This is a genomic window from Pseudomonas avellanae BPIC 631 (assembly GCF_000444135.1).
GTDB lineage: Bacteria > Pseudomonadota > Gammaproteobacteria > Pseudomonadales > Pseudomonadaceae > Aquipseudomonas > Aquipseudomonas avellanae.
In genome coordinates this window covers 1-11,552 of sequence record NZ_ATDK01000251.1, presented here as the reverse complement: position 1 = coordinate 11,552, position 11,552 = coordinate 1, and the positions used below count along the sequence as shown (strand labels likewise).

General features: G+C 52.9%; 11 protein-coding genes. 9 read left to right on the top strand and 2 right to left on the bottom strand.

The window, feature by feature from the left end:
* Positions 1–588 precede the first annotated feature (588 nt).
* The 7 genes from DW49_RS0114340 (at position 589) to DW49_RS0114310 (ending at position 8,186) form a co-directional block, all read left to right on the top strand.
* Positions 589–2,538, top strand: a complete 1,950-nt coding sequence (locus DW49_RS0114340) for a putative bifunctional diguanylate cyclase/phosphodiesterase (RefSeq protein ID WP_024420280.1) — start codon at positions 589–591, stop codon at positions 2,536–2,538.
* A gap of 487 nt (positions 2,539–3,025) precedes the next feature.
* Positions 3,026–3,217: a Com family DNA-binding transcriptional regulator gene (locus DW49_RS0114335; protein WP_370464051.1), complete on the top strand. Its 192-nt coding sequence runs from the start codon at positions 3,026–3,028 to the stop codon at positions 3,215–3,217.
* An 11-nt stretch (positions 3,218–3,228) separates the two neighbouring features.
* Entirely contained in the window at positions 3,229–4,524 is a 1,296-nt protein-coding gene (locus DW49_RS0114330) for a glycoside hydrolase family 68 protein (protein WP_024420278.1), read from the top strand.
* Positions 4,525–4,608: 84 nt separating this feature from the next.
* On the top strand, positions 4,609–5,790 hold the full coding sequence (locus DW49_RS0114325; RefSeq protein ID WP_024421298.1) for a glycoside hydrolase family 10-like protein: 1,182 nt from the start codon (positions 4,609–4,611) through the stop codon (positions 5,788–5,790).
* Positions 5,791–6,323: 533 nt separating this feature from the next.
* Positions 6,324–6,947: a glycoside hydrolase family 25 protein gene (locus DW49_RS0114320; RefSeq protein WP_005740414.1), complete on the top strand. Its 624-nt coding sequence runs from the start codon at positions 6,324–6,326 to the stop codon at positions 6,945–6,947.
* A gap of 571 nt (positions 6,948–7,518) precedes the next feature.
* On the top strand, positions 7,519–7,773 hold the full coding sequence (locus tag DW49_RS0114315; RefSeq protein ID WP_024421297.1) for a FitA-like ribbon-helix-helix domain-containing protein: 255 nt from the start codon (positions 7,519–7,521) through the stop codon (positions 7,771–7,773).
* Entirely contained in the window at positions 7,770–8,186 is a 417-nt protein-coding gene (locus tag DW49_RS0114310; RefSeq protein WP_005622134.1) for a type II toxin-antitoxin system VapC family toxin, read from the top strand. Before DW49_RS0114315 ends, DW49_RS0114310 begins: the two co-directional genes overlap by 4 nt.
* 260 nt (positions 8,187–8,446) lie before the next feature.
* Here the strand turns inward: DW49_RS0114310 and traI are convergent, their stop codons facing one another.
* Positions 8,447–10,402, bottom strand: a complete 1,956-nt coding sequence (traI, locus tag DW49_RS0114305) for a TraI/MobA(P) family conjugative relaxase (protein ID WP_024421296.1) — start codon at positions 10,400–10,402, stop codon at positions 8,447–8,449.
* A gap of 10 nt (positions 10,403–10,412) precedes the next feature.
* A complete protein-coding gene (gene mobA / locus DW49_RS0114300) occupies positions 10,413–10,742 on the bottom strand; it encodes a plasmid mobilization protein MobA (RefSeq protein WP_003344297.1) in 330 nt (109 codons plus the stop codon).
* A gap of 259 nt (positions 10,743–11,001) precedes the next feature.
* Here mobA and DW49_RS0114295 point away from each other — a divergent pair, with 259 nt between their 5' ends.
* Both DW49_RS0114295 and DW49_RS1000000133360 read left to right on the top strand, forming a co-directional pair.
* Positions 11,002–11,346, top strand: a complete 345-nt coding sequence (locus DW49_RS0114295) for a hypothetical protein (RefSeq protein WP_005622131.1) — start codon at positions 11,002–11,004, stop codon at positions 11,344–11,346.
* Positions 11,319–11,552, top strand: a 234-nt coding sequence (locus DW49_RS1000000133360) for a hypothetical protein (protein WP_081681976.1), incomplete at its 3' end; no start/stop codon positions are given. The genes DW49_RS0114295 and DW49_RS1000000133360, both read left to right, overlap by 28 nt.

The following is an 11,552-nucleotide window of genomic DNA, read 5'->3' as shown; positions in this document are numbered from 1 at the left end:
TTTTCGAAATAAGTTACCCATAACCTGCAAGCTAAGCTATTGATAAGATTTGAATTTTCCGTTAGTTGGTGGCTGATTTTTTCGAAAACAGTACACTAGCTCCTACGATACGGTTTTCTCGCCAATCAGGCAGCCGGCATCCGAGAAATGGATTGGCAAATCTTTGTCAGTGAAATCCAAATAGGCAGGAGGTATCTGGTGTCCCCCCCATAAGTGGCGACGTTCAATTCAGCTAAAAGTCCCCCTTCTCAGGACACGGTCGTACATTTTGAATGTAGGTCCTGGCCATTTCTGATGGCTCGCCTCAACTAACGAACGGCCTTGGAGGCTGGTAATCATCATCGGGGACGTCATCCACCGGGTCATGCCGAGCTGGGGAACGGGTACTCACCTCCGGCTCGTCGTATCCGTAATACTGACGGTGATCCTTCTCGATCACGTCATAGCGCGCCAATGCTCAATCCTGTTTTACCGTAAAGAATTAATTACCGCTGCCGAGAACATTACAGGTGAGCAGGTTACAACCCGGCTCGCATCCTGAGCAGCAAGCCACATGCGCTTTGACTGTTGTGACAGAGAAGCCTTGCAATGCTGAAAAAACTACTGGGTGCCTTGCGCACCCTGATGTCCGTGCCCTCCGATAATCCTCGGCTGCTGCAAGCTCAGTACATCGCATTGTCCCGACAACTGCCGCTGATGTACTTCGTGCTGTTGGTCAACACCTGGGCGCTTGCCTTTACCCATTGGGCAACTGCCCCGATGTGGCTGACGTTGCTGGTACCGACAGTCCTCACCATCGGGTGCGGCATTCGCGCGCGCAAATGGCTGCTTACGGTAAACAAGACGCCGCCAGCTTCAAGTAAGATTCTGGCGACGCTGCGCGGCACCAATAGGCTGGTGGGTATCATCTCCGCCGCATTTGCGGCATGGTCTTTGTCGATGTACCCCTATGGCGATGCATATACCCAGGCGCAAGTGGCGTTTTTCATGGGTATCACCGTGATTGTGTGCATTTTCTGCATGATGCATTTGCAATCTGCCGCCTTGATTACCGCAGTGATCGTCAACACAGCGTTCGTTATTTTCTTCGCCTCAACACACAACATCACGTTTATCGCCACGGCGGCAAGTATCGTGCTGGTATCAATCGGCATGCTGATCATTCTTCGCCATCAGTACCGCGACTTCACCAGCCTGGTGAACGCCCAGTTCAAGACTGAACAACTGAGCAACGCGAACCTGATGTTGGCCAATCGGGACAGCCTGACCGGCCTGCCTAACCGTCGGTATTTTTTCCAGACACTGGATACGGCGATGAACGAGGCACTGCTACAGCGGAGCGGGCTAGCGGTGGGTGTGCTGGATCTGGACGGGTTCAAGCCTGTCAACGACCTGTATGGCCATAGTGTCGGTGACCGGCTGCTGATGCTGGTCGCTGAACGGCTGACAACTGCTGCGAGCGATACCGTGCACGTGTCTAGGCTGGGCGGTGACGAATTCGCGCTGGTAATCAAGGGCGACATCAGTAACGAGGCGTTACTGATGTTCGGCAAGCACCTTTGCACGTTGATGCATGAAAGTTTTGAACTCTCGGAAATACCGATCCAGATCGGCGCGACCTTGGGTTTCGCGACGTTTCCGGCTACCGCCGACAATGCCGCCCAACTGTATGAATACGCAGATTATGCCCTTTATCAAGGGAAGAATCACAACCCCGGGTCCACTTGCCTGTTTTCGGCCAGTCACCGTGAACAACTTAATGCCGATGGCGTAACCGAGCAGGCATTGCGTCGGGCGAACCTGGAGACGGAGTTTCACGTCTTGTTTCAGCCGATCATTGAAAGCTGCACACGCGAAACAGTGGCTTTCGAGGCGCTGGCACGCTGGAACAGTCCAGAACTCGGCGCGGTATCGCCTGCGCATTTCATTCCGATTGCCGAGCGGATCGGCATGATCAACGAGCTGACCGCCCCTTTGTTGACGCAGGCACTACAGCGAGCATTGTCCTGGCCGTCGCCGATCAGGCTGTCGTTCAATTTGTCGGCCCATGACTGCGCGACTTGGGAAAGCGTCAAGAGAATTGTCGAGATAATAGAGAACAGTGGTTTTGACGCCTCACGACTTGATCTGGAAATCACTGAAACGGCCGTCATGCAGGACATTGGGCAGGTTCAACAGGCGATTGCCCAGTTTCGCCAGCTAGGTTGCGGTATCTCCCTTGACGATTTTGGCACCGGTTACTCCAGTCTCAGTCAGTTGCACGCCCTAGCGCTGACCAAACTGAAGATTGCTCGCAGTTTTGTGACGGGCGTGCATGACAATCCGACCAGTTACAAGATCGTCAAGTCGCTGGTAGCCCTGAGCCTGGACATGTCGTTGGACTGCGTGATCGAGGGTGTCGAGACGCAGGACGAGCTGAATATGCTGACGAGTCTGGGGTGCACAATGGTGCAAGGCAACTTCTACAGTCCACCGATAACGTTCGACGAGACACTGGTGTGGATTGAGACGCCGGATGACGAGTGCACGTTCGGTTAGCCGGACTCGCTCAACGTCTGTCTTCCCTAAACAGTCGCATTAATTGCCCTCAGCCGTCGCAGCTATTTCGAAAATTTAAAACAGCCGATTGAGGCCTTCGCCAATCAGATGTCGCGTTTATTTCAGAAACCGACACTGGTCGCAAATACCATGAGCTGAGTGGCACATAATCCGAGCCAGAGGCTACTGATAGTCGCAATTAATGTGAGCCAGCGGTTTTCGATTGCAAGCCGCTACACGTACCGTTTATCCGGGCCAATGGCGCAGCTGTGGTCGAACTGGTGTTGAACTCCGGCCAAACTCGACCCACCCCGAAACTGCCCCTTTCCAGCCTTTCCGGAGGGAGGTAAAAAGGCACCACGATATGCGATTTGCGCCTCAGGGCAGCCGCCGGATACGGGCTTTTCAACAGCACCGACCGGTAAATTGCGATTACCCAAACCCCGCCCAGGCGGGGTTTTTCTTTGGGCGAAGCAAGAGGAGACCAGTGCAAGTGTTGAAAGACTACAGATGCGGGCAGTGCAAGAAGCTGCTGGCCCGCATCGGTGACTACACCGAACTTCAGATCAAGTGCTCCCGCTGCGGGACGTTGAATCATGTGAAGGCCGTGAGCCTTGAGTTATCGCCTTTGAGCGACAGAGGTACAGCAGCGTCGCTGCTGCCTCCCACAACTATCTAAAGGTATCAATTATGTCCACTAGCAACTCTGCTGTAAGCCAGCTCCAAAATAGTCCTCTCGTAGATAACATCAAATACCCACCTACTGTCTGGTCCCGCGCCGATGCGCTGAAGGTCAATGAAAATGACCCGACCACGACGCAGCCACTGGTCAGTGCGGACTTTCCGGTCATGAGTGATACGGTATTCATCTGGGACACCATGCCGCTGCGAGAGCTCGACGGCACGGTGGTTTCGGTCAACGGCTGGTCAGTGATCATCACCCTGACGGCGGACCGCCATCCTGACGACCCTCAGTACCTGGGGCCCGACGGTCGCTATGACATCAAGCGTGACTGGGAAGATCGACATGGCCGCGCACGCATGTGCTACTGGTACTCGCGTACCGGCAAGGACTGGATCTTTGGTGGTCGTGTAATGGCCGAGGGGGTATCGCCCACCACTCGAGAGTGGGCGGGCACACCCATACTGTTGAATGACAAAGGCGATATTGATCTTTATTACACCTGCGTCACACCCGGCGCAGCGATCGCCAAGGTACGTGGCCGTATTGTGACGTCCGATCAGGGCGTGGAGTTGAAAGACTTTACCCAGGTCAAAAAACTGTTCGAGGCCGACGGAACGTATTATCAAACCGAAGCGCAGAACTCGAGCTGGAACTTTCGCGATCCCAGTCCGTTCATTGATCCTAATGACGGCAAGTTGTACATGGTGTTTGAAGGCAATGTCGCCGGTGAACGCGGCTCGCACACAGTAGGGGCTGCCGAACTTGGCCCTGTGCCACCGGGTCACGAAGACGTGGGGGGTGCCAGATTCCAGGTGGGTTGTATCGGTCTGGCGGTCGCAAAGGATCTCAGTGGTGAAGAGTGGGAAATACTCCCACCGTTGGTAACAGCGGTTGGCGTTAACGATCAGACCGAACGTCCGCACTATGTCTTTCAAGACGGCAAGTATTACTTGTTCACCATCAGTCACAAGTTTACGTATGCCGAAGGTCTTGAAGGGCCAGACGGTGTCTACGGTTTTGTCGGCGAACATTTGTTCGGTCCGTACCGGCCAATGAACGCTTCCGGCCTGGTGCTCGGCAATCCGCCCGAGCAGCCTTTCCAGACGTATTCGCACTGCGTCATGCCAAACGGTCTGGTAACTTCGTTCATCGACAGCGTGCCCACCGAAGGCGAGGATTATCGTATCGGCGGGACCGAAGCGCCGACGGTGAGAATCCTCTTGAAAGGGGATCGCTCGTTCGTGCAGGAAGAATATGACTACGGTTATATTCCTGCGATGAAAGACGTGCAACTGAGCTGACAGGCCGCTCCCATACGATGCCTGAAGAACGCCTGTGAGAGCAGGCGTTCTTCGTTCACTCAGAACCCTAAAGGAGAAACCACAATGGCAACTGCGAACAAAAACCTCAAGGCGACTTGGGTCGCGACAGTTACGAATCTTGACTGGCCGTCAGTCTCATCTGTGGCCATCACTGATGAGGCTGCACGTGTCAGTAAACAGAAAGAAGAATTGACCGGCATTCTTGATGAAATTGTGGCAATGAAAATGAATGCCGTCATATTCCAGGTTGTTCCCTGCGCAGATGCATTCTACGCATCAGACCTGCTTCCGTGGTCGAAGTACCTGACGGGTACGCTCGGGAAGAATCCCGGCTTCGACCCACTGGCTTATGCTATCGAGCAGGCACATGCTCGCAATATTGAGCTGCACGCATGGGTGAACCCGTACCGCGTATCAATGAACGCCAGCGATGCCACAATCGAAGAGCTGAACAACTCATCATCTGACTCACCGGCCAGTGTGTTTAAAACGCATCCTGAATGGACGGGAACCGCAGCGAACCGCTTTGTTCTCAACCCCGGGATACCTGAAGTTCAGACGTGGGTTAGTAGTATTGTTGAAGAAATTGTCACTAAATACGATGTTGATGCCATTCAATTCGATGATTATTTTTATAATGAAACTGCAAGCTCGCTGCTGCAGGATGATGCCACCTATCAGAAATACAATACGAACTTTACCACGAAGGCCGACTGGCGGCGGAATAACACTTATTCGCTGGTTGATACATGCCATGAAAAAATAGCCGCCGTTAAAGCGGATGTCTTGTTTGGCGTCAGCCCGGCAGGCGTCTGGCGGAATAAATCTGACGACCCGTTGGGGTCCGATACGCAGGCCGGTGCGTCTAATTACGATTTCGCGTATGCAGACACACGGAAATGGGTCATTGACGGTATCATTGATTATATCGCCCCGCAGGTCTACTGGCCGTTTGCCCGTGAGGTTGCCCGTTATGATGTCATCACACAGTGGTGGGCGGATACCGTCAGCGGAACCGGCACAGCATTATATATTGGTATGGCTCTGTATAAAGTGGGAACAGCATCAGAAACCGAGCCCGACTGGACTGTCGAGGGGGGCGTGCCTGAAATTACCCGTCAGCTTGACCTGAATGATTCTCTGACTGAGGTTTCCGGGTGCATGTTATTTCGACATATGTTTCTGCGGGCCTCACAGACTCAGCAGGTGGTCGACTACCTGAAGCTTCGCTGGGCTGACGTCTAATATTGTATTGTCGGGGCTTGGGGAGCAACGTAACAGAAAGTGCACTTAAGCCCAGTGCCTGTCCGTACCCCCTAATGCAGCCTGGCCAATACGATAAAACCACGTTTTATGATACCGCTTCAGCGAGCGCCACGGTAGGTGATATCACCCTGAAAAGCGGTGCCATAAACTCGTTCAGAAAATCAAAGTTCGCTAATCCCCGCAATCTGAGGGGATTAGCAAACTCTAACCATGCCTTACGTTGGTTTTCAGTTCCATTGCTCCCTACCCCCGTTTTTGGAGGGTTGAAAGCTACCTCGAATGGAGTCACGCCGAGCAAGCCTACATCCTACCTGCCCCTGCCGTTGCCCTGCCACCGCCTGGCGGCGAGTTTTGCCCGTACGCACCTTGCATGAGATTCCCAATAGAAAAATCCGAAGAAGACCTGTGCTGCACTTGCCGCACCGAAAATTCCAACGCGCAGTAGATAATGTTGAACCAACAGTAGAAAAGCAGTGTCTAAAATTCTCAGACACGAAAAATAGGAGAGATTCATGAGCACAATTAAGAAAGGTATTGATCTATCGCATTTTCAAGGTGATATTGATTTTAAAAAAGTCTTTGAGGCTGGCATTGAGTATGCCATTATTAAGACAACAGAAGGCGCTACCGTACAGGACAAAAAATACACCACGTATCGTACTGACGCTAGAGCCGTCGGAATTAAAACGGGGGCATATCATTACTTTCGTGCGCTCAGTAGCTCGCCGGAAGCACAACTAGATAACATAGTTAGTACACTTACTGCTGCCGGCTTCGATGCATCTACTGAGTTTTTTGCAATCGATGCGGAGCTCGAGGGTAACGAAAAAGCTACCCCGGACGAAATGGCTGACAACCTTCATAAACTGCTAACTTTATTGGATAACGAAAAAATCCTAAAGAGCAAAAAACCATTTATATATTGCGATAATAACTTCTGGATGAATCATATTTTAGGAGAAAAATATGCATTTAGTGAATACCCTCTGTGGATCGCTAATTGGGATGTCAGTGAACCTAAAGTTCCAGCTTCATGGGAGGTAGCAGGTAAAAGCTGGTCAATTTGGCAGCACAGTAACAAAGGTCGCATCGCGGGCATTGAGGTTGATGTAGATCTTAATTGGGTTCGTACTTGATCCAGTGACTTTGCGAAAGCATGTTTATCGTACAAAAAAGTAGGTTTTTTTGTACGATAAAGCCGAAGATGTTGCCGCTGATGCAGAATTGACCCATGTGTCGAAATTTCGCTGACCCAAGCTTCTACTCCGTAAAACGTTAGCAGGTCTGACTTTGGGCTGAATACTTATGGGGCAACGCCAAGTCGGCACATGGGTCAATTCTGTATCAGCGGTAATAATCTTGGGCGTACAAGACGCTCAATAGCCCGGCACATATGCCTCCACAGCAATCTGACGTAGATGATGGCGCCTAGGCTTGGTCAAGCTGTCAGGTATGAGCCGATTCAGCGAAACTGAGAGCTGGGTCATGTGCAGATGGTCGAGCCTACGGCTATTATCTACGTTGGTTTTCAGTTCCATTGCTCCCCAACCCCCTATATTTCGAATGTAGGTCCTGGCCATTTCTGATGGCTCGCCTCAACCAACGAACAGCCTTTGAGGCTGTTTTCCGAAATCGCGTGGCTTCTTGCGAAAATGCATTCAAACACATAAAATGACTTCATTGAATGCAATTTCATGAGGTGATGTTATGGCAATGCTGACAGTACGGAACTTGCCCGACGATGTACACCGCGCGCTACGAGTGCGGGCCGCCCAACACGGGCACAGCACCGAGGCCGAAGTCCGCGAGATTCTGGCGATCGCAGTCAAGCCGGAGACGCGCGTTCGCCTAGGTGAAGCCTTGGCGGCATTGGGTCGCAAGATCGGCCTGACGAACGAAGATTTCGAGGTCTTCAACCAAGTGCGAGACAAGACGCCGGCCAAGCCGCTGAGGTTTGAATGATCGTCCTCGATACCAACGTCGTTTCCGAGGCGATGAAGCCCGAGTCCCACTTGGCCGTGCGGGCCTGGCTGAACGATCAAGCCGCCGAAACGCTATACCTGTCCAGCGTGACGCTGGCTGAGCTGCTGTTTGGCATCGGGGCGCTCCCGGCCGGCAAGCGCAAGGACATGCTGGCGCAGGCTCTTGACGGTCTAATGGGGCTGTTCAGGGATCGGGGGCTGCCATTCGATATCGATGCAGCACGGCGCTATGCCGATCTGGCCGTGACGGCAAAAACCTGCGGGCGAGGATTCCCGACACCTGACGGCTACATCGCAGCGATTGCGGCATCGCGAGGTTTCATCGTGGCGTCACGCGACACTGCACCCTATGAGGCGGTCGGTGTATCCGTCATCAATCCGTGGGAAGTGTGAGGGATCAATAAAAAATTAAGGGCTTACTCGAAAGCTTTGGCATAGCGTTGTGCGGTTTGGCCACGTCAATCTTGGTAGCGCTCGCCTACGTCGTTGTCGCCCGCATGACGGGCTTTGACTTCTTCTCCATATAGGGCCTTGCACACCAGCTTCGCCGCCGCATCAGGGTACTACTTAGGCTCACTCAACCTCCACTAAAGGGCCACCGCGATCCTACTGATCCAAATGCTGATTATCGCGGTCCTGGTCAATGTTTCGCCTCAACCAACGAACGGCCTTGGAGGCTGGTAACCATCATCGGGGGCGTCATCCACCGGGTCATGCCGAGCTGGGGAATGCGTTCTCACCTCCGGTTCGTCGTAGCCGTAATACTGACGGTGATCCCTCTCGATCACGTCGTAGCGCGCCAACTGTTCTGGATCGGTCACTTGGAACACATACTGACTTCCGCGATGGTTGACGCCACATCCCGCATCAAGCACCTGGTCTACGAACTGGTCATCACCAATGATCCTCACAGCGTCACCGCTTTTCGTGGATACCAGGTTGGCGGCCAGCCGATAATTGTCCAACTCATCGTCGTCATTGAACCCCGGTTTTACGTGGACGAAATCGCCACGGTCTATCACACCCGCCCTGCCATCGCGCAGATATTCGACAGTGCCGTCACGATGCAAATGTGACGTGTAAGAGCGCAGGTGATAGACAGCAGAATCATCTGCCTGGCCGCACTGGATAAGACGATCAAACCCACCGTTCGGAGTGCGCTCCTTCCGCTTTTCTCGATACACAAATCCACGCAGTTGACTGACAGCCGCAACGTCTCCTCTAAGAGCTTGCTGCTCGACCCAGGGACGGTATGCAAGCGGACGAAGCAAGCCCTTTTCGGCAAGCGCTTGCCGCTCGTCACGAAGCTCGATGCGCAACTCAGCCATGGCTTTCATCCGGTCGAACTCGGCAACTCGATACAGCAACTTGCGAAGCAAAGGATCGTGCTGAGAGCGTTTTACGTCCGCCTTCATTGCCTGGTACCGAGCAGCCACTTGCTGGTATCGATCCTTGACATGAAGATCAGGTTTTTCCCATCCCTCACGATAGCGTTTGTAGCGCATTTTTAAGTCCAGCCGAGCCTCAGCTCTCGCCTGCCGGCGATCGAAACGCACGTCTTTATCTCGGAGTTCAAATGAAGGCTGGTAAGTGGAAAAAATACCATAGCTCCATTCTTCATGTTCGAAGGTGGGAGGTCCTTCAAACGCACCTATGTGGGCTTCCAATCGAAACTTGGTCAGCGTCGGATGAACCGAAGAAGCCTTGACCACAGGACCCTCTGGGCGCAAGAAATCATAGATCACCAGACCTTCGCCTTGCTCCCTCAATCCCAAGCCACGTTCATGCAGGGCCAGATGGATTTGACGCCAGGTAATCTCTCGCGATTCGATAAGCTCAGATATTTTTTCGCGCACCTCACGCACGGCGTAATGATAGAGACTCTCGGTGTTGGAATAGACCTGCAATGGCACAGTCCCTTGCGGAGCACTGCCATACCGAAAAGGAGCACGGACCAATTGGTCGTTGACGCCCCACTGCCAGCTTCCATTGTCCTGAATGAATCCGTATTTGCGTTCGAGAACGCGGCAGCTTTTCTGCAACGTGTCAGCATCATTCCACAAGGCGGCGGCTTTGTAGGTAATGGGATTGACTCGGTTCACCGCCACATGACAGTGCGTATTGTCTGTGTCTTGGTGAATAGCGGTGACGTACTGATGCCCTTTCATGCCCAGCTGACGAATGCAGTGTTCGGCGCATTCGAATATCTGCGCATCTGTAGGCAGTTCGTTTTCGCGCCACGACAAGATGAAGTGATAGACCGGGTCCTGGCAGCGACGACTCTGGGCAGCAACCATGTTCATTTCCGCCGCAGAGGTCTCCCAGGAGAAGCAATTGGTCTCGCAAGAAATGCCCCCACTGATCAAGCGCTGACGGCCATCGGGGAACACGTCGGTGATCACGACGGCACGGTCGTCTCCATCATTTCGATCCGCATAATCGACAAGCCGATCAAACATCGCCTTCTTGGTGCGCGAAGCATTCTGGCGAGGCGCAGCGCTGACTAGATCATAATCTTTGGGCTTATCACCACGGTCGCTGATATAGCTCACCAGCCGGTTAAAGCTGGAGCCCTTATCGCCGCGTTTCGGGGGGATGATGACGTTCATGGCTGATTAGCTACTTGATGCGAGTCTGGGACAGATCGATGGCATTGACGGCATTTCGGATGGCGACCAATACGTCAGAGAATTGCTTGCTCAGATCAGTTGTCATGCTGTCCTGCATTTGGTTAAACAGGTGCTTTTGCAAGCCACCGAGCTGTAGCAACGCGGCCATAAGCTTCTTGTCAGTCGGTGTCTTGATTTTGCGATTCAGCGCAGCACGACGCATCAGATCTGAAACAGATATCTCTGCAGCCAGCGCTTTTTCGCGAATCAAGGCCGCATCTTCTTCAGTGCAACGAATTTCGATCCTCACCGTTGCTTGACGCGCTGTGCTTTTCGACATGCTCTGACTCAACCTTAACTAACTGAATGACGCTGTCGGGGTGTCGGGGCGGAGCCCTGATCCGGGTTTTGTCGGATGGACCGCGTGCGGGCCGTCCGTACAAAACATTTCCGGTCAATATCTTACAGCACCTTTACACCTTTTAAATACCATATTACCCTAAAGCTGACAAGAGCGCTGCGGGGTTGGTTGGGCCTCGAAATTCGAGCAGGCTCTCCAGCCCTTTGAAAAGCGCAGGACACGTAAGGGGCTGATTTTCATGGCAAAGACAAGGCTGTACACCCAGCATGATCTGGCTGCGGCCCGTGAGTTTCTGGACGGCCTCCCCTCGCTGAAGGTGGACAAGTTCCAGCGCTTTGGGCCTGAAGCGTCAGTCAGCGAAAAACTGTACGCGGCCCTGCACGATGAAGACTTTACCCTCACGGATATTTTGCACTTCCTGGAAAAGCATGGATTCAGCTCGACGGTAGACAAACTGCGCACGATGCGTAGAGTGATGTTCACGCTTGACATTGATCAGCCTGAATCCCGTGACCCATCACGGTGTATTGATATCAGCAGAATGCGGGTGCACACGTGGATAAAAAGAAAAAAATCACGCTAGATCAGGTAGAGGTCGCCAGGCAAGCTCTTGCGGCTTTGCCAGACCTCAGTCAGGACAGAATGTCGAAAGGTCAATTTCTGAGCGCGCTTGCGGATAGATTTCACACGTTGTCTCAAGAAAAGGGATACTCACTGCTGGCCATACAAGAAGCCCTCAGAACAATTGGTGTGAGAACATCCCCTGCACGTATTGCGTTGCTGGTAACT

Bases quoted from the DNA above. Each gene is read 5' to 3' on its own strand.
- DW49_RS0114320 (WP_005740414.1), top strand. From the start codon at position 6,324: ATGAGCACAATTAAGAAAGGTATTGATCTATCGCATTTTCAAGGTGAT.
- mobA (WP_003344297.1), bottom strand. From the start codon at position 10,742: ATGTCGAAAAGCACAGCGCGTCAAGCAACGGTGAGGATCGAAATTCGT.
- DW49_RS0114295 (WP_005622131.1), top strand. From the start codon at position 11,002: ATGGCAAAGACAAGGCTGTACACCCAGCATGATCTGGCTGCGGCCCGT.
- traI (WP_024421296.1), bottom strand. From the start codon at position 10,402: ATGAACGTCATCATCCCCCCGAAACGCGGCGATAAGGGCTCCAGCTTT.
- DW49_RS0114325 (WP_024421298.1), top strand. From the start codon at position 4,609: ATGGCAACTGCGAACAAAAACCTCAAGGCGACTTGGGTCGCGACAGTT.
- DW49_RS0114315 (WP_024421297.1), top strand. From the start codon at position 7,519: ATGGCAATGCTGACAGTACGGAACTTGCCCGACGATGTACACCGCGCG.
- DW49_RS0114330 (WP_024420278.1), top strand. From the start codon at position 3,229: ATGTCCACTAGCAACTCTGCTGTAAGCCAGCTCCAAAATAGTCCTCTC.
- DW49_RS0114340 (WP_024420280.1), top strand. From the start codon at position 589: ATGCTGAAAAAACTACTGGGTGCCTTGCGCACCCTGATGTCCGTGCCC.
- DW49_RS0114310 (WP_005622134.1), top strand. From the start codon at position 7,770: ATGATCGTCCTCGATACCAACGTCGTTTCCGAGGCGATGAAGCCCGAG.